The sequence below is a fragment of the Pantoea sp. X-Soil-YNGN-785 genome (assembly GCF_059730585.1).
This window is the reverse complement of record NZ_AP035942.1, coordinates 3012948-3029646: the sequence shown is the minus strand read 5'-3', so window position 1 is coordinate 3029646 and position 16699 is coordinate 3012948. Positions and strand designations below refer to the sequence as shown.

At 53.7% G+C, this 16699-nt stretch carries 17 protein-coding genes, 1 other RNA gene and 1 pseudogene; 11 read left to right on the top strand and 8 right to left on the bottom strand.

Annotation, left to right across the window (positions count from 1 at the left end; translation table 11 throughout):
- Positions 1–2: 2 nt before the first annotated feature.
- Positions 3–263: pseudogene (locus AC6I8E_RS14010) on the top strand (Clp protease ClpP); the annotation flags it as partial.
- A 256-nt stretch (positions 264–519) separates the two neighbouring features.
- Positions 520–2208 carry a phage tail tip protein J-related protein gene (locus tag AC6I8E_RS14005; RefSeq protein ID WP_497824114.1) on the top strand — a complete coding sequence of 563 codons (1689 nt, stop codon included), beginning with the start codon at positions 520–522 and terminating at the stop codon, positions 2206–2208.
- 168 nt (positions 2209–2376) lie between these two features.
- Here AC6I8E_RS14005 and ssrA read toward each other — a convergent pair.
- Together ssrA and smpB are read right to left on the bottom strand one after the other, a co-directional pair.
- Positions 2377–2738: a transfer-messenger RNA gene (gene ssrA / locus AC6I8E_RS14000) on the bottom strand.
- A 43-nt stretch (positions 2739–2781) separates the two neighbouring features.
- A complete protein-coding gene (smpB, locus tag AC6I8E_RS13995; protein ID WP_010257694.1) occupies positions 2782–3264 on the bottom strand; it encodes an SsrA-binding protein SmpB in 483 nt (160 codons plus the stop codon).
- Positions 3265–3422: 158 nt separating this feature from the next.
- Between smpB and AC6I8E_RS13990 the strand changes: the two genes are divergently transcribed.
- Together AC6I8E_RS13990 and AC6I8E_RS13985 are read left to right on the top strand one after the other, a co-directional pair.
- On the top strand, positions 3423–3857 hold the full coding sequence (locus tag AC6I8E_RS13990; protein WP_013358774.1) for a type II toxin-antitoxin system RatA family toxin: 435 nt from the start codon (positions 3423–3425) through the stop codon (positions 3855–3857).
- Entirely contained in the window at positions 3850–4143 is a 294-nt protein-coding gene (locus AC6I8E_RS13985) for an RnfH family protein (RefSeq protein ID WP_033783916.1), read from the top strand. Before AC6I8E_RS13990 ends, AC6I8E_RS13985 begins: the two co-directional genes overlap by 8 nt.
- A gap of 91 nt (positions 4144–4234) precedes the next feature.
- Here the strand turns inward: AC6I8E_RS13985 and bamE are convergent, their stop codons facing one another.
- The 3 genes from bamE to nadK form a co-directional block, all read right to left on the bottom strand.
- The gene (bamE, locus tag AC6I8E_RS13980; RefSeq protein ID WP_013358772.1) at positions 4235–4582 is read right to left on the bottom strand and encodes an outer membrane protein assembly factor BamE; all 348 of its coding nucleotides are present in this window, start codon (positions 4580–4582) and stop codon (positions 4235–4237) included.
- 186 nt (positions 4583–4768) lie between these two features.
- Positions 4769–6430, bottom strand: a complete 1662-nt coding sequence (recN, locus tag AC6I8E_RS13975) for a DNA repair protein RecN (RefSeq protein WP_143813124.1) — start codon at positions 6428–6430, stop codon at positions 4769–4771.
- 84 nt (positions 6431–6514) lie between these two features.
- Positions 6515–7393 carry an NAD(+) kinase gene (nadK, locus tag AC6I8E_RS13970; RefSeq protein WP_497824113.1) on the bottom strand — a complete coding sequence of 293 codons (879 nt, stop codon included), beginning with the start codon at positions 7391–7393 and terminating at the stop codon, positions 6515–6517.
- A 122-nt stretch (positions 7394–7515) separates the two neighbouring features.
- On the opposite strand from nadK, the gene grpE reads away from it, so the two are divergent.
- Entirely contained in the window at positions 7516–8097 is a 582-nt protein-coding gene (gene grpE / locus AC6I8E_RS13965; protein ID WP_003848585.1) for a nucleotide exchange factor GrpE, read from the top strand.
- A 57-nt stretch (positions 8098–8154) separates the two neighbouring features.
- Here the strand turns inward: grpE and ung are convergent, their stop codons facing one another.
- Positions 8155–8835, bottom strand: a complete 681-nt coding sequence (gene ung / locus AC6I8E_RS13960) for a uracil-DNA glycosylase (protein ID WP_497824112.1) — start codon at positions 8833–8835, stop codon at positions 8155–8157.
- A 242-nt stretch (positions 8836–9077) separates the two neighbouring features.
- On the opposite strand from ung, the gene grcA reads away from it, so the two are divergent.
- On the top strand, positions 9078–9461 hold the full coding sequence (gene grcA / locus AC6I8E_RS13955; protein ID WP_013358769.1) for an autonomous glycyl radical cofactor GrcA: 384 nt from the start codon (positions 9078–9080) through the stop codon (positions 9459–9461).
- 217 nt (positions 9462–9678) lie between these two features.
- Here grcA and srmB read toward each other — a convergent pair whose 3' ends face one another.
- On the bottom strand, positions 9679–11007 hold the full coding sequence (srmB, locus tag AC6I8E_RS13950; RefSeq protein ID WP_033783912.1) for an ATP-dependent RNA helicase SrmB: 1329 nt from the start codon (positions 11005–11007) through the stop codon (positions 9679–9681).
- 164 nt (positions 11008–11171) lie between these two features.
- Between srmB and trmN the strand changes: the two genes are divergently transcribed.
- Positions 11172–11921, top strand: coding sequence for a tRNA(1)(Val) (adenine(37)-N(6))-methyltransferase TrmN (gene trmN / locus AC6I8E_RS13945; RefSeq protein ID WP_497824111.1), 750 nt, complete (start codon positions 11172–11174; stop codon positions 11919–11921).
- Here trmN and nadB read toward each other — a convergent pair.
- A complete protein-coding gene (nadB, locus tag AC6I8E_RS13940; RefSeq protein ID WP_033784661.1) occupies positions 11906–13525 on the bottom strand; it encodes an L-aspartate oxidase in 1620 nt (539 codons plus the stop codon). The two genes, trmN and nadB, sit on opposite strands and share 16 nt — an antisense overlap.
- 414 nt (positions 13526–13939) lie before the next feature.
- Between nadB and rpoE the strand changes: the two genes are divergently transcribed.
- The 4 genes from rpoE to rseC are packed head-to-tail and all read left to right on the top strand — an operon-like array spanning position 13940 to position 16616.
- Positions 13940–14515: an RNA polymerase sigma factor RpoE gene (rpoE, locus tag AC6I8E_RS13935; protein WP_013358764.1), complete on the top strand. Its 576-nt coding sequence runs from the start codon at positions 13940–13942 to the stop codon at positions 14513–14515.
- A 30-nt stretch (positions 14516–14545) separates the two neighbouring features.
- Positions 14546–15199, top strand: a complete 654-nt coding sequence (gene rseA, locus AC6I8E_RS13930) for an anti-sigma-E factor RseA (protein WP_013358763.1) — start codon at positions 14546–14548, stop codon at positions 15197–15199.
- Positions 15199–16155 (top strand): sigma-E factor regulatory protein RseB, encoded by a 957-nt coding sequence (gene rseB, locus AC6I8E_RS13925; protein ID WP_013358762.1) that lies wholly within the window; start codon positions 15199–15201, stop codon positions 16153–16155. Before rseA ends, rseB begins: the two co-directional genes overlap by 1 nt.
- On the top strand, positions 16152–16616 hold the full coding sequence (rseC, locus tag AC6I8E_RS13920; RefSeq protein ID WP_033783909.1) for a SoxR-reducing system protein RseC: 465 nt from the start codon (positions 16152–16154) through the stop codon (positions 16614–16616). The genes rseB and rseC overlap by 4 nt, the downstream gene beginning before the upstream one ends.
- Positions 16617–16699 lie beyond the last annotated feature (83 nt).

Sequence of the window (16699 nt, the reverse complement as noted above, 5' to 3'; positions counted from 1 at the left end):
GGATGGCCGCACGGGACGAAGCTGAGGCAGAAATTTATATCTATGACGAAATCGGTTTTCAGGGGGTGTCGGCAAAACAGTTTATCAGCGACCTCCAGGCACTCGGCGAGATTAAACACATCAACCTTCATATCAATTCGCCGGGTGGCAGCATTTTTGAAGGGATCGCCATTTTTAACGCACTCAAATATCACCCTGCTGCCATTACGGTTCATGTCGACGGCGTGGCCGCGTCGATGGCCTCCGTCATCGCCATGGTCGGTGACCGCCACCGGTGGCCGGATCATTGCCGCAGAGCCTGAGAAAAAACTACTCAGGCTTGACCGCCCTGTGTCTCTTCCAGGAAAGGGGCGCGCCACGCTGAATCTGATGAGCGAGACCGGACAGCCTGTGACCGTCAGCGTGACCGGCCATCCTGAACCTGACTGTGTCGAAGTGGACAGCATGCCTGAAGGCATAATGTCATTAAGCGTCTGGGGACTGAAACTGCCGGGTCTGCGGCAGCGTCTGTTTCGCTGCGTGGCCATTCGTGAAAGCGAAAACGGCGGCTATGCCGTGACTGCGCTTCAGCACTGCCCGGAAAAGCAAGCGCGGGTGGACGAAGGCAGGCGTTTTTCAGAACCCCCGGCCAGCGAGCACGGCATGTTACCGCCCGCTGGCCGGCATCTTCATGTCAGCGTCAGCGCCTCATCCGGCCACATTCATGCCAACGCCCGATGGGAAATCCTGCGCACCCTCAGCAGCGCGCGATTTGACATCCGGGTCACGCGCGGCGATGACGCTTCGGGTAACCTTGTGTTCAGTCACAAGGTGTACAAGCCTGAATGTACGTTCACGCTGCCTGAACCCGGGCGCTACTGGGTGTCCGTCTGGTCTATCAATGAGAGGGGACAGAAAAGTGAACCGGTTACGACCGGCATTACGGTTGCCGCACCCGAGCCTCCCGTGTCCGTTGACGTGACGCCAGGCTATTTCCAGGTAACACTGGTACCGCACCAGGCCGTATATGACGCCACCGTCCGCTATGAATTTTATTTCTCACTGAAAAAGATCACGTATTCCGCTGATGTGGAAACCCAGGCGCAGTATCTCGGGGAAGGCACCAGCTGGATAAAGGACGGGCTGAAGCCCCGCGTGGATTATTACTTCTATGTGCGAAGCGTGAATCTGTTAGGTAAATCGGACTACCTTGAGAAAATTGCGCGTGCCAGCGAAGATGCCGATGGCTACCTGGAGTTCTTTAAAGACAAAATTACCGACACTCACCTGGGAAAAGATTTACTCCAGAAAATGACGGTGCTCGGCGAGGGCGCGGCGAAAATCGAGAAAATCAGTAAGAGCTGGACTGACACGCAGGGACATCTTAATTCCTTGTGGTCAGTGAAGATGCAGCAGCTAAGAGACGGTAAGTACTGCCTGGCGGGCTTCGGCATGGGGATTGAGGAAAAGCCTGACGGCATGCACAGCCAGATTTTAATGGCCGCCGATCGCGTGGCGTTCGTCAATCCCCGGAACGGTAATCACTCTCCCGCCCTGGTGATTGAGGACGACCGGATATTCTTTGATGAAGCCCTTATCAAAAAACTGCAGGCGGTCAGCATTACCGGCAGCGGTACACCGCCCGCGTTTGAGCTGACACCTGAAGGAAAGCTTACGGCAAAAAAAGCGGACATCAGTGGAACGATTCGTGCGTTAAAGGGGGAGCTGGATAATGTACTCATTAAGGACACCTGCACCATTAACGGGACGCTGGATGCGAAGCACATTACCGGGGATATCTATAACGCGCAGTCGGGAGGAATTGATTTGCCGTCCGGCAAATTCAGCTGGTCAGACACCGGTGGATGGCACGTCATCTTTTACATTGCGGGCGAAAACTTTGATCGCATCCTGGATACAAACCTGACCGTGACGGCTGAATGCCGGAGACAGAGGCAGCAGTTTCATCTTCTTTTAAATAGCGAGGGTGAAAAAAAACATCTCTGTAAGGCCGATACGGGAAACAAGGGGCGGCTGCCGGGCATGAATTTCAGGCTACAGGGCATCAGACTGCCAGCGATTGGCCGTGGTAAGCAGCATGCACTGATGATGAAGATTGGCGATTCTTACCGCTCTTCATCGGTTTACTGCAAGCCGCCAGCAGGCGAGGTACCCCGCTTCGCTGTATATCGGGCGGGAAATGCTTTTATCACAAGCGGAAGCCTGTAATAAAAGATACAGCCACAAAAAAGCCCGCTTTCGCGGGCCTTCTGTCGCGTCGGAGCCGGGGCTCCTTTGCGTATCTCTCTTTGTCCGGTTTCAGGCTGGTTCCTGCCCGGGCTCAGTGGTTAACGTGATGACTTACAAGCCCGTGTCTTCCCACTGTACAACTTTAATTGGTGGAGCTGGCGGGAGTTGAACCCGCGTCCGAAATTACTACACCGTCGGCACTACATGCTTAGTCAGTTTTTACATTCGCCGGTTAGCTGCGAACAGACACGCCACTAACAGACTATCCTGATTGGATTTAACGCTTCAACCCCAGGCAAGGCATCCACGCGATCTCTTTTGGGTTTGACTTCTCTTGATCCCCGTCTTAAGAGCGGAAGCTAGGGAGAGAAGGCTAAGAGCAGGTTATTAAGCTGCTAAAGCGTAGTTTTCGTCGTTTGCGACTATTTTTTTGCGGCTTTTTACGAGGCAAACCGCCCCTCGGCATGCTCCTAAGGCTTCACAATCCCGTCGAGTCCAGAATCAGCCCCAGAACTTCAAATACTAGCAACAAATCAAATGAAAATCCAGTGCTTAACGCTTTGAATTCTTCATGATACGTGCTTTGTCTAACTGCCATTCGCGGTCTTTGATATCGTCGCGTTTGTCGTGCTCTTTCTTACCGCGTGCAACACCAATCTTCAGTTTGCACCAGGCATTCTTCCAGTAAAGCGACAGTGCCACGATGGTGTAACCTTCGCGGTTAACGCGGCCATACAGGGAGTCGAGTTCACGTTGCTTCAGCAGCAGCTTACGGCTGCGCGTTGGGTCACAGACCACGTGGCTGGAGGCAACGGCTAAGGGTTGAAAGGTTGAACCGAACAGAAAGGCTTCGCCATCGCGCAGCAGAATATAGCTGTCGCTGATGTTGGCTTTACCGGCACGAAGTGACTTAACTTCCCATCCTTGTAACGACAATCCCGCTTCATACTCCTCTTCAATGAAGTACTCGTGGCGGGCGCGTTTGTTCATGGCAACAGTGGCAGAACCGGGTTTGTGTGCTTTTTTCTTTGTCATAGTGCGGCGTATTTTACATCACTTAGTCGGTTATCGCATCCCCAGTCCAGCGGGGCAGCAGGAAACGGGATATTCTAGCACACCCTCACTCGGGGACATTTTTGTTTAATCGCTGAAAATGCTATTATTCAGCGGTTTTGTGATGAACAGGAACCATTATGGCTCAGATTAGTCGTTCGGCGCTGGTCCCGTTTAGTGCCGGGCAGATGTACCAACTTGTAAATGACGTGGATGCCTATCCGCAATTCCTGCCGGGTTGTACCGGAAGCCGCGTGCTGGATGCGTCTGATAATCAGATGACGGCATCCGTGGATGTGTCGAAAGCGGGCATCAGCAAAACGTTTACCACCCGCAACACCCTGACGGATAACCAGAGCATTCATATGCAACTGGTTGATGGGCCGTTCCGCAAGCTGACCGGCGGCTGGACGTTCGTCTCGCTGGGCGATGACGCCTGTAAGGTTGAGTTAAGCCTGGAGTTCGAATTCACCAACATGCTGGTAGAGATGGCCTTTGGACGTATCTTCAAAGAGCTTGCCAACAGCATGGTGCAGGCCTTCACTCAGCGTGCCAAAGAGGTTTATCGTGCCTGATATCTCCGTCGAGGTAGTCTATGCCTTGCCTGAAAAGCAGTATCAGCTTTACGTGAAAGTGGAGCAGGGCAGCACGGTAGAGCAGGCCATCCTGAAGTCAGGCCTGCTGGAACTGCGGCAGGAGATTGACCTCGCCAGCAACAAAGTCGGCGTCTACAGTCGACCAGTAAAGCTGGATGATGTGGTTCAGGAGGGTGATCGTATTGAGATCTATCGTCCGCTGATTGCCGATCCTAAAGAGTTGCGTCGTCAGCGCGCAGAGCGAGCGGCAGAAAGTAAAAAATAAGTCGTTATATCGCCTGAAATAGCGAATAACAGGCATAAAAAAGGCGCTCAATGCGCCTTTTTTGCTGTCTTTAAAACGGTCTGTCGTGAAATCAGTCGTTGTTCTTTGACAGATTCTGCTTGTTATCGATGTTGGTCAGAACACCGTTGCCATCAAAGGTCAGCGTCAGCGTCTGCTGCTTCACGCTCTCATGGCCTGGCTCCTGACGGAAAACGTAATACCAGACGTTGCTGCCAAACGGATCTTTCATCATCGGCGTACCGAGCGTGTAAGCCACCTGCTGCTGTGTCATACCGGTATGGATCTTGGCCACATCGTTGGCAACCAGATAGTTACCCTGGTTGATATCAGGACGATAGACCACGCGCTCTAAGGTGGAACATCCGGCGGTCATCATCAACATTACCACTGCCGCGGCAGTCAGCGTTTTACAGCGCATCTATACATTCCTTTTCCGGGGCCAAACGCCTTTAACAGGCGGCTTTCTTGCCATCAAAATCTGAACTCTGCCTGCGGCAGGCTTTATTACTCTGACAACATAAGTGCCGATGATAATAAACCTTTTCGCCGTTGGAAACCTCTACAGAGCAAGCATATGACCACGGTACGTTAAAAAAGTGCGCTGCTATGCGGCTAAAAGTTCTTTTGCGTTGGCCAGGGTATTGCGTGTCACCTCGCTGCCGCCCAGCAGTCGCGCCAGTTCCTGCAGACGCGCTCGCTTGTCCAGCGGCTGCATATGGGTTTCGGTCATCGCACCATCGGTCTCTTTGCTGACATAGAAGTGCTGATGTCCGCAACCGGCAACCTGCGGCAGGTGGGTGACGCACATGACCTGGGTCGATTCACCCAGCTGACGCAGCAGTTTACCGACGACGGCAGCAGTCGGGCCGCTGATTCCGACATCTACTTCATCGAAAATCATCGCCGGCGTTTCCATTTTCTTCGCAGTGATCACCTGAATCGCCAGCGCGATACGTGACAGTTCACCGCCCGAAGCGACTTTGCCTAACGGCTGCAGTGGCTGACCTGGGTTGGTGGTCACCTGGAAATCGACGCGGCTCGCGCCATCTGCCGTCAGCTGATCCGGATTAAAGGTCAGCGCGATTTTAAACTGGCCGTGTGGCATTGAGAGCAGATGCATACTCTGCGTAATCAGCTGCTGCAGTTCATCAGCAAAGTGGCTGCGCTGCTGATGCAGCTGCTCTGCACTTTGCAGTGCCGCCTGATAATGTTCACCCACTAGCGATTGCAGGCTTTCCTGATCGCTTTCGTGCTGTGACAGTAGCTCCGCTTCCGCCAGCAGTTGCTGATGCAGTTCAGGCAGCGCTTCTGGCGTGACGTGATGCTTACGCGCCAGCGCAATCTGGCGGGAAATACGCTTTTCCAGTTCGTACAGGCGATTGGGGTCCAGATCAAGGCTGTCGCAGTAGTGACGCAGCTCGTCGCTGGCTTCGCTCAGCTGAATCGCCGCCTCTTCCAGCAGGTTATGAACGCCGTTCAGTTTCTCATCCAGCGAGGTCAGTTCTGAAATCATCTCACGCGCAGTGTAGAGCAGGCTGTTGAGATTATTGTCATCGCTGTCTGCTAACAGCTGCAGCGCCTGCTGGCTGGTCGACAGCAGCTGTCCGCTGTTGGCCAGGCGCTTGTACTCTTCGTCAATCTGCTCATATTCTCCCTGCTGCGGTGCAAACTCGTTCAGCTCTTTGAGCTGATACTGCAACAGCTCGCGGCGTGATTCGCGTTCCTGCGCCTGCTGCTGATGCAGCGCGAGTGTGCGACAGCTCTGGTGCCATGTCTGATAACTGGCGCGCATTTGCTGCAGGAGATCGTCGTGACCGGCATAGGCATCCAGCAGATGCTTCTGATGATCGGGTTTGAGCAGAAGCTGGTGGGCATGCTGACCGTGGATCTGGATCAGCAGCTGGCCCAGATCGCGCAGCTGAGAAAGTGGCACCGCCGTGCCATTGATAAAGCCACGGGAACGACCATCAGCACTGATCACCCGGCGCAGCAGGCACTCATTGCCGTCGTCGAGTTGATTATCCATCAGCCAGCGCTGAGCAGAAGGGGAGGACTTAAGCTGGAAGCGGGCGCAAAGGTCGGCCCGGCTGGCACCCTGACGCACCATGTCAGCATCGGCACGGCCGCCCAGACATAATCCCAGCGCATCAATCGCGATAGACTTACCGGCACCGGTTTCACCAGTGATTGCCGTCATGCCGCGTTGGAAATCAATGTCGAGCTCACGAACGATAGCGAAATTACTGATGGTCAGTTGGGCCAGCATAGGTTCACCTGTACGAATAAACACATATGGTTTTTCATACAGTATAAACTGGTTTTTTATCCAGTAAAGAGGTGAGGCCGGTTTTCAGAACAATTTTTTTGACCAGCCCAGTTTTGAACTCAGCGTATTGAAATAGCTATAGTTTTTAGGATGAATTAAATCAAGATGACCGGCACTGCGCCGAATCAGTACATCCTCACCTTCCTGAATTGGCAGCGCAATCTGGCTGTCACAGCTGATTTCCAGATCGTTACGGCGTGAAGAAAAGCGCAGACGAATGGTACTGCTGCTGTTAATGACCAGTGGCCGCGCTGACAGCGTATGCGGGAACATTGGCACCAGCACAATCGCTTCGAGTGATGGCGTCAGAATCGGGCCACCCGCAGAGAGGGAATAGGCGGTAGAGCCGGTGGGGGTCGAAATAATCAGCCCATCAGAGCGCTGGGAAAAGGCGAACACTTCATCGATGTAAACTTCAAATTCGATCATGTGCGCGACTTTACCGGGATGCAGCACCACTTCGTTGATGGCGGAGCCAATACGCGGTGAGCAGTCAGATTTGCACACCTGCGCTTCCAGCAGAAAGCGACTCTCGACGAAATAGTTACCCTGCAGCACCTCATCCAGCTGTTGCTGCGCATTGTCCGGGTCAAGGTCGGTGAGAAAACCAAGGTTACCGCGGTTAATGCCAATCACTTTAATGTCATAGCGCGCCAGCACCCGCGCGGCGCCCAGCATGTTACCGTCACCGCCCACGACGACCGCTAAATCAGCCTGCTGACCAATCTCCGCCAGCGTGCCGGTCTGCACGTCGTGAAGCGACAGCTCCTGCGCAATCTGCTTCTCAACGATCACTTGATAACCTTTGGCTGTCAGCCAGCGCCAGAGCATCTCATGCGTGGTTAACGCGGTGGGATGGCGCGGATGACCCACGATACCAATGCAGTTAAAGTGTTTGTTCATCTGGTCGGTGTTCCTTATAAGCCAAAACGGCAAGGCAATGTGATAGGTTCCCTTGAATCCGTCATACCAATCCCCATAATAAGCCAACCAGCGAAATGAATGTGCAAAACGCGGAGAAATTCATGAGTAGTAAAGAACAGAACACCCCAAACGAGCAAGTCTCAGACGAAATTCAGCAGGATCAGCAGCAACCTCAGGAAGCGGAGACAGCAGCAGAGGTGGATCCGCGTGATGAGCGTATTGCTCAGCTCGAAGCTGAATTAGCGCAGTCGCAGACCGGTGTACGCGATGCCCAACTGCGTGCGCAGGCTGAGGTTGAGAACATTCGTCGTCGTGCCGAGATGGACGTTGAGAAGGCGCACAAGTTTGCGCTGGAGAAGTTTGCCAACGAACTGCTCCCGGTCATCGACAGCCTGGAACGTGCGCTGGAAGTGGCCAATAAAGAGGACCCACAGCTGGCATCCATGATCGAAGGGATTGAACTGACGCTGAAGGGCCTGCTCGGTGCCGTGCGTAAGTTCGGTGTTGAAGTGGTCGGCGAAACCGGCGTGCCATTCAACCCTGAAGTCCATCAGGCGATGTCGATGATGGAGTCTGAAGAATTTGAACCTAACCATGTCATGCTGGTGATGCAGCGTGGCTATACGCTGAATGGTCGCCTGCTGCGCCCGGCGATGGTTGCGGTTTCTAAAGCTAAAAGCTGATTCAACCTGAATCCTGTTACACGGCCGCGCACTGACGCGGCCGTGTGCGTTTGGGCGCTATTCAGGTAAGACCGGCGTCCAGTCCACCGGCTTTTTACCGGCAGCGCTCAGCAGTTCATTGGTCGTTGAGAAGTGTTTGCTGCCGAAAAATCCACGGTGCGCGGAGAGCGGCGAGGGGTGCGGCGCCTGCAGCACATGATGGCGCTTGCGATCGATAATGCTGCCTTTCTTCTGCGCATGTGAGCCCCACAGCAGGAAAATCACCCCTTCACAGTGCTGGTTAATCGCCGCAATCACGTTGTCCGTAAAGGTCTCCCAGCCAAAACGAGCATGGGAATGGGCTTTACCCGCCTCAACCGTTAACACCGTGTTCAGCAACATCACCCCCTGTTTTGCCCAGCTCTCAAGAAAGCCGTGATCGGGTTTTTGGAAGCCGGGAATATCCTGCATCAGCTCTTTATAGATATTCTGCAGTGAGGGCGGTACCTGAACGCCCGGCAGCACCGAGAAGGCGAGTCCGTGCGCCTGATTCGGCCCGTGATAGGGATCCTGCCCCAGAATCACGACGTTGACGTCACCGAGTTCCGTCAGGCGAAACGCATTGAACACATCTTTCTGCGGCGGATAGACGGTTACACCCGCGGCGCGTTCATCGGAGACCTGCTTCAGCGTCTCAATAAAATAGGGTTTCTCTTTCTCTTCAGCCAGCACGTCGTGCCAGGTCAGCTTTTCAGCCATGTTTAACTCCCTTAACGTTAGTGGAGTAAGCTTAGCCGTTCCTGCCGCTGACCTGAAGGCAAAAATAATTTGAAAAATACAAATTATTTTTAGCTGGCAGGCATTTGGAGATCAATGGGTTAGCTAAAAAGCGCGCTGAATCGCTGATTAATATTGATACAGGTCAAGGCTGTGTCGAATGAACGATGGTATACCGGGGCCTCAAATTTGATTTATTCACGTATTATCCGGGAGACGCAATCATGATCACTGGTATCCAGATCACTCAAACTAACAATTCACAACTTCTGAACTCCTTCTGGCTGCTGGATGAAGAGAAAGCTGAAGCGCGTTGCCTGTGTGCAAAAGCGGGCTATGAAGAAGATCAGGTTGTCGCCATCAGCGAACTGGGCGAATTCGCTTACCGTGAAGTGCCGGTAGAAATCAAACCTCAGGTACGCGTTGAAGGCGGACAGCATCTGAACGTCAACGTTCTGCGTCGCGAAACACTGGAAGATGCGGTAAAACATCCTGAAAACTATCCGCAGCTGACCATTCGTGTTTCAGGCTATGCCGTGCGTTTTAACTCACTGACGCCAGAGCAACAACGCGACGTGATCACCCGTACCTTTACCGAAAGTTTGTAAGCCGCCTGAATTATCGGGTGCTGAAAATTAGCGCAAAGCGCACACAGCAATTTTTATTAATATTATGAAAGAGATAAGCAGTTAATTACCCGGCATGCGGATGCCAGTTTTGTGAAGAAAGGGAACTGGCAGAAAAAACATTCTGAAAAGGCCGTAACTGATTATCAGATAAAAAAAATCGCCTCCTGTGAGGCGATTTTTTTATGCGTGTGATGTTTTATTCCGCATTCTCGTTAGCTGGCGTCGTACCGCTTGCCTTGCGGCGTTTGCCGACGTTTTTGGCATCACGATGGCGTTTTTTCACGCGCGGCTTTTCTGTTTCGCTCGCTTTCTTCTCGGCACGCTTTGCCAGCACCTTTTTCGACGGTTTACCCGTGGTTTTAGCACCAGGCGCACGCGTCTCAGGACGCAGCTCATCAATCACACGCGCTTTGATCGGCTCGTTCACGTAGCGTGTGATTTTGCCCAGCAGAACGAAGTCGTGCGCTTCAACCAGTGAAATGGCGATGCCTTTGCGGCCCGCACGACCGGTACGACCGATGCGGTGCAGATAGGTATCGGCGGTACGCGGCATGTCATAGTTGAAGACGTGGCTGACATCTTCAACATCAATACCACGGGCGGCGATATCCGTTGCTACCAGCACGTTAACGCGTCCTTCACTCAGACGCTTAATCGCTTCGTTACGCTTGGCCTGCACCATTTCACCTTCAAGATAGCTGCTACGAATCCCCGCTTCGTGCAGCCAGCTCACCAGTTCATGCAGACGTTCACGCTTACGTACGAACACAATGCTGCGCGTTACATCCGGCTGCTTCAGCAGATGAATCAGTAATTTGGTTTTATGCTGCAGATCATCAGCGCGGTAGTACCACTGCTGGATCTTTTTGCGCTCGCGACGGCTCGGATCCGCTTCCAGTTCAACCGGTTCGTTCAGCAGACGTTCGGCGAAGTCACGGATATTGTCGCCTTCCAGCGTGGCGGAAAACAGCATGGTTTGCTTGCGCCAGCGCGTTTCAGCCGCGATGGTTTCGATATCCTGAGCAAAGCCCATATCAAGCATGCGGTCCGCTTCATCCAGCACCAGCGTTTCTACGGCGCGGCAGTCAAAGTTCTCTTCTTTGATGTACTGCAGCAGACGTCCGGTAGTCGCGACCACGATATCCTGGTTTTCGCTGAAGACTTCGGCATGGTTCATGTAAGCCACGCCGCCGGTGATCGTGGCGATGTCCAGATGCGTATGTTTCGCCAGCTCACGCGCATGATCGGCAACCTGCATCGCCAGTTCACGGGTCGGGGTCACAATCAGGATGCGTGGTGGTCCGGATTTCTTGCGCGGAAAATCAAGCAGGTGCTGCAGCGCCGGTAACAGATACGCGGCGGTTTTCCCGGTTCCTGTAGGTGCCGAACCCAGAACGTCACGGCCCTCCAGCGCGGGCGGAATTGCAGCGGCCTGGATCACTGTTGGGCGCGTAAAGCCTTTTTCCTGCAACGCTTGTAGCAGGCTTTCGTCGAGTTCGAGTTCGGAAAATGTGGTTACTGTCATGGTCTACCTCAGTTTGGGGCGCTGATTATAGACAGATCAGACTGAATCTTCATCTGTTAATCCGTTTCCGCTGCGCCTGGGGTTGTCTGCTGCGTGAATTCCCACTGTCGTCACGTTACACTCATGCGCTGCCGTGCGGCAGGAAAAAACGATGGTAGTGACGAATGATGCAGGATAAGCCGCGTGAACGGCCTCAGTTAAACAAGAACGGATTTACCTTTAAACAATTTTTTGTTGCCCACGATCGCTGTGCGATGAAAGTGGGCACCGATGCCATTCTGCTTGGTGCCTGGGCGCCGGTCGCCGGAGTCAGACGCATTCTGGATATTGGCAGTGGCAGCGGGTTAATCGCACTGATGCTGGCGCAGCGCACGCCGTCACAGGTCCAAATCGATGCGGTGGAGTTAGAACCTGAAGCCGCACAGCAGGCGCAGGAGAATGTGCAGCAGTCGCCGTGGCCTGAACGTATTCAGGTTCATCAGCAGGATATCGCCAGCTGGGCTGAGCAGTGCGATAAACGTTACTCGCTGATTGTCAGCAATCCCCCTTATTTTACGCCGGGCGTAGCCTGTTCTACCGTGGCACGGGACAATGCACGCGCGACAGCCTCGCTCGATCATCAGACGCTGTTACGCAGTGCAGCCTTATTAATTGAAGAAGAGGGGATGTTCTGCGTGGTGCTGCCCCTCGATATTGGGCAGACGTTTATCACCCTGGCGCAGGCCGATGGCTGGCATCTTCGTTTCCGGCTGGACGTGGCGGAATATGCCCATCGTCCGCCACACCGCGTCGTACTGGGTCTGTCGCCGCAGGCTGGGGAAACGCTGCTGGAGCGTCTCGCAATCCGCGCACCAGACACCCGCTATTCCGATGAGTGGTGTAGCCTGACGCAGGACTTTTACCTCTTCATGTAACCCGGTGGGGTCAGAATAGTCGGCAGCGCTTCTGGCAGTAAGTCCGGATAGTCACGGATATAGTGCAGGCCGCGACTCTCTTTTCGCTCCAGCGCGCAGCGCACCATCAGGTCAGCGACCTGCACCAGATTCCGCAGCTCCAGCAGATTATTGGAGAGGCGGAAGTGGTGATAATACTCATCGATCTCCTGCTGAAGCAGATTGATGCGGCGTAACGCCCGTTCCAGCCGCCGGGTGGTGCGGACGATTCCCATGTAATCCCACATGAATAACCGTAACTCGTGCCAGTTATGCTGGATCACTACGCGTTCATCGGCGTCATCAACCTGACTCTCATCCCATGCAGGAAGGGCAGTGACGGCTTCAATGCCGGGCAGGGTACGCATCAGCTCCTCTGACGCGGACCAGCCATACACCAGACACTCCAGCAGCGAATTGGAGGCCATGCGGTTAGCGCCATGCAGGCCGGTATAACTCACTTCACCAATGGCATACAGGCCACTGACGTCGGTCTGACCGTGCTGATCGACGACGACGCCACCGCAGGTGTAGTGCGCGGCAGGCACAATCGGAATCGGCTCTTTGGTCAGGTCAAAGCCAAAAGTCAGCAACTTCTCATAGATCATCGGGAAATGTGCGCGCACAAATTCTTCAGGCTGGTGGCTGATATCCAGATACATACAGTCAACGCCCAGCCGTTTCATCTCGTGGTCGATAGCGCGGGCAACAATATCGCGCGGGGCCAGTTCGGCGCGTTCATCGAAGTCGGGCATAAAACGACTGCCATCGGGACGTAACAGCCAGGCGCCTTCTCCGCGTAACGCTTCGGTTAACAGGAAATTCTGCGCCTGCGGATGAAACAGGCAGGTCGGATGAAACTGGTTAAATTCCAGATTGGCTACCCGGCAACCCGCGCGCCACGCCATCGCGATGCCATCACCAGAGGCGATGTCAGGGTTAGTAGTATATTGATAGACTTTGGCGGCCCCGCCCGTTGCAACGACGACGGCCCGCGCCCGACAGGTTTCGACCTGCTCGCGATTGCGATTCCAGATCCACGCACCCACCACTCGCCGAGCGCCAGGCAGGCCGATTTTATCTGAAAGAATCAGATCGACCGCGTTGGTGCGCTCCAGAATCCGGATGTTAGGGTGGCTTAATGCCTGGCTCACCAGCGTGGTTTCTACCGCATGGCCGGTGGCGTCAGCACTGTGCAGAATGCGGCGATGACTGTGGCCGCCTTCGCGCGTCAGGTGATAGCGCATGTCACCCGCCGCCTGCGGATCGAGATCAAACGCAACGCCGTTGTCGATCAGCCACTGCACACAATGCCGGGCATTACTGGCAATAAACGACACGGCCTCACGGTCGCATAATCCCGCGCCGGCAATCAGGGTATCTTCGATATGTGACTCGATGCTGTCCGTCTCATCAAATACCGCAGCAATACCGCCCTGCGCATAAAGGGTTGACCCTTCATTGACCTGCGCTTTACTGAGGACGGTCACCTGATACTGTTTTGCCAGCCGTAACGCCAGCGACAGTCCAGCCGCACCGCTGCCCACAATCAACACATCACACTGATAATCCGGGTTCGCATTCATCATAATGTTTAATTTACTAAACAAGACCAGGCCTGAGCATAAGCCTAACAGGGATTTCTGTGAAGTATTTTAAACATCAGATGCGCGCGTTAATCTGACAATTATCTAAAGTCACCTATAATCAGTAAGTTAAAAACAGGCCGTTTCAGCCGTGGTTTTTTATAGCAAACTTATTAAACCTAAAGGATTTAATGATGAAAAAGCTGTTGTCATAGGTTACTCTGCCTGCGATTTACGCTCCTGACACTGAACGAAAACGAACAACCTGTGTTATCTCCATCGGAGCGGTAAATATCACGGCGGGAAGTGAACTTCGCACCACATCACAACTCTAAGCGCATGCTTGCTCAGAAACATGAGATGTGCTGGCAGTTACTTTATGCATATGAAAAATTTGGGGAGACATTACCTCGGATGAGCGAGCAGTTAACGGATCAGGTCCTTGTCGAGCGGGTACAGAAGGGAGATCAAAAAGCGTTCAACTTACTGGTGATTCGTTACCAGCATAAAGTGGCGAGTTTGGTTTCACGCTATGTTCCCTCGGGCGACGTACCTGATGTAGTACAGGAATCGTTTATTAAAGCGTATCGCGCACTGGACTCTTTCCGGGGCGATAGCGCGTTTTATACCTGGCTGTACCGCATTGCGGTAAACACAGCGAAAAATTACCTGGTTGCTCAGGGGCGTCGTCCGCCATCCAGCGATGTGGATGCGATTGACGCAGAAAATTTCGAAAGTGCGGGTGCATTAAAAGAAATTTCGAACCCTGAGAACTTAATGTTGTCTGACGAATTGAAACAAATTGTCTTTCGTACCATCGAGGCGCTACCCGAGGACTTGCGTATGGCAATCACCCTCAGGGAACTGGACGGTCTGAGTTATGAAGAGATCGCCGTCATTATGGATTGCCCGGTAGGCACTGTTCGATCACGTATCTTTCGTGCGCGAGAGGCCATTGATAACAAAGTTCAACCGCTTATCCAACGTTAGTGATAACGGCTACTGGAAGGGTACATAGGCATGCAGAAAGAAAAACTTTCCGCTTTAATGGATGGTGAGACCTTAGATAACGAGCTGTTTTCCGCCTTGTCTAAGGATGCAGAACTACAGAAAAGCTGGGCGAGCTATCATCTTATTCGCGATACCATGCGCGGTGATGTGGGCGATGTCCTGCATTTTGATATCTCTGCGCGCGTCGCTGCTGCTATCGAAAAAGAACCGTTGCGTACGGTTACCACGCTGATCCCTGAAGCTCAGCCAGAACCTTCCCGCTGGGAAAAAATGCCGTTCTGGAAAAAAGCGCGCCCGTGGGCTGCGCAACTGACTCAGGTGGGCGTAGCTGCCTGTGTGTCACTGGCCGTGATCGTGGGTGTTCAGCACTACAACCAGCCGCAGGGTAGCGCCACGCAGACCTCTGACTCTCCGGTATTTAATACGCTGCCGATGATGGGTAAAGCTTCACCAGTGAGCCTGGGCGTGCCGTCTGATGCCTTTGACACCAACAGTTCAAATCAGCAGGTTCAGGATCAGCGTCGTCGCGTGAACGCCATGCTGCAGGACTATGAACTGCAACGTCGTCTGCATGCTGATCAGCTGCAGTTTGAAACCGATGCGCCAAAACAGGCGCAGGTTGATGTTCCCGGAAACCAGTCATTAGGACAGCAGCAGCAGTAATGAAGCCGTTTTGGTATGCTGTTAGCCTGCTGACAGGCAGCCTGTTGTGGTCATCTGCCGCCCCGGCGCAAACTACTGCGTCCGGGGCGCTATTGCAGCAGATGGAGCAGGCAAGTCAGAACCTTAACTACGAATTTGCCTATATCAACGTCTCGCGCATCGGCATTGAATCGCTGCGTTATCGTCATGCTGTGATCGATAACCGGATATTCGCGCAGCTGTTGCAGATGGATGGGCCACGTCGGGAAGTGATCCAGCGTGGCAACGATATCAGCTACTTCGAACCCGGCCTTGATCCTTTCTCGCTCCCTGGCAATCACATTATTGACGCTTTGCCGTCGGTGATTTTTGCTGACTTCACCAAGCTCGCCACTGCCTACGATTTTATTACCGTGGGACGCTCGCGCATTGCCGATCAGATGTGTGATGTGTTGCGCATCGTGTCACGCGATGGCACGCGTTACAGCTATGTGGTCTGGCTGGATGTCGATACCAAGCTGCCGCTGCGCATCGACCTGCTCGATCGTGATGGTGAAACGCTGGAGCAGTTCCGCGTCATCAGCTTTGCGGTTGATGAAGGGGTGCGCAATCTGATGCAGGGGCTGGAGAAAGCGAATCTGCCACCGTCGCTGTCCGTGCCGAAAGGGGACGCAGTTACCGTCGCCTGGCAGCCAGGCTGGATACCCGCAGGCATGTCGCTGGTGTCGCAGAATCGTCGCACGCTGCCGGGGCTGAACAAAAATATTGAGTCGAAGCTCTACAGCGATGGTCTGTTTAGTTTCGCGATCAACGTGACGCCAGCTGATAAAAGCAGCACAACCCAGACATTGCGCACTGGGCGTCGTACGGTCCAGACCGTTGTGCGCAATAATAACGAAATTGCGGTGATCGGCGAATTACCGCCCTCAACCGCAAAACGTATTGCGGACAGCATCGACCTGGGGTCACAAAAATGATGAGAGAATGGGCCACCGTGGTGGCATGGCAGGATGGCATTGCCACACTGCACACTGAAGCAAAAACGTCCTGCAACAGCTGCCAGGCACGCAAAGGCTGTGGCAGCCATATGCTGAACAAACTCGGTCCGAAGAATGCTCACGTGATGCAGATTGCCAGCAGCAAGCCGCTGCAGCCGGGACAGCGCATTGAGTTAGGCATCAAAGAGAGCAGCCTGCTGGGTTCAGCGCTGCTGGTCTATATGACGCCGCTGTTTGGCCTGTTTGTGGTTGCCGGATTGTTTCAGTCGCTGTTCAGCAGCGATCTGGCGGCCGCCTGTGGCGCACTGCTGGGCGGCATCGGCGGTTTTATTGTCGCGAAAGGCGTTTCAATGAAATTTGGCGATCGCGAAGCCTTTCAGCCGGTCATTCTGAACATTGCCCTCCCTCCCGATGCGCTGCGTGTTGAAAGCGAAGCGTAATGTACGTCCAGGCCGCGCATCCCGCGGCCTTTGTCCGTTCTGCCTTGCGCAGATATCTGTTTCGCTTCCACCACGTTCCATTC

What these genes read in the sequence shown, in the direction of transcription:
- bamE (WP_013358772.1), bottom strand. Translation starts at nt 4,582, where the DNA reads ATGCGCTGTAAAACGCTGACTGCCGCGGCAGTGGTAATGTTGATGATG.
- srmB (WP_033783912.1), bottom strand. Translation starts at nt 11,007, where the DNA reads ATGACAGTAACCACATTTTCCGAACTCGAACTCGACGAAAGCCTGCTA.
- rseC (WP_033783909.1), top strand. Translation starts at nt 16,152, where the DNA reads ATGATGAGAGAATGGGCCACCGTGGTGGCATGGCAGGATGGCATTGCC.
- nadK (WP_497824113.1), bottom strand. Translation starts at nt 7,393, where the DNA reads ATGAACAAACACTTTAACTGCATTGGTATCGTGGGTCATCCGCGCCAT.
- grcA (WP_013358769.1), top strand. Translation starts at nt 9,078, where the DNA reads ATGATCACTGGTATCCAGATCACTCAAACTAACAATTCACAACTTCTG.
- trmN (WP_497824111.1), top strand. Translation starts at nt 11,172, where the DNA reads ATGATGCAGGATAAGCCGCGTGAACGGCCTCAGTTAAACAAGAACGGA.
- smpB (WP_010257694.1), bottom strand. Translation starts at nt 3,264, where the DNA reads ATGACAAAGAAAAAAGCACACAAACCCGGTTCTGCCACTGTTGCCATG.
- AC6I8E_RS13990 (WP_013358774.1), top strand. Translation starts at nt 3,423, where the DNA reads ATGGCTCAGATTAGTCGTTCGGCGCTGGTCCCGTTTAGTGCCGGGCAG.
- rseA (WP_013358763.1), top strand. Translation starts at nt 14,546, where the DNA reads ATGCAGAAAGAAAAACTTTCCGCTTTAATGGATGGTGAGACCTTAGAT.
- nadB (WP_033784661.1), bottom strand. Translation starts at nt 13,525, where the DNA reads ATGAATGCGAACCCGGATTATCAGTGTGATGTGTTGATTGTGGGCAGC.
- grpE (WP_003848585.1), top strand. Translation starts at nt 7,516, where the DNA reads ATGAGTAGTAAAGAACAGAACACCCCAAACGAGCAAGTCTCAGACGAA.
- rpoE (WP_013358764.1), top strand. Translation starts at nt 13,940, where the DNA reads ATGAGCGAGCAGTTAACGGATCAGGTCCTTGTCGAGCGGGTACAGAAG.
- recN (WP_143813124.1), bottom strand. Translation starts at nt 6,430, where the DNA reads ATGCTGGCCCAACTGACCATCAGTAATTTCGCTATCGTTCGTGAGCTC.
- rseB (WP_013358762.1), top strand. Translation starts at nt 15,199, where the DNA reads ATGAAGCCGTTTTGGTATGCTGTTAGCCTGCTGACAGGCAGCCTGTTG.
- ung (WP_497824112.1), bottom strand. Translation starts at nt 8,835, where the DNA reads ATGGCTGAAAAGCTGACCTGGCACGACGTGCTGGCTGAAGAGAAAGAG.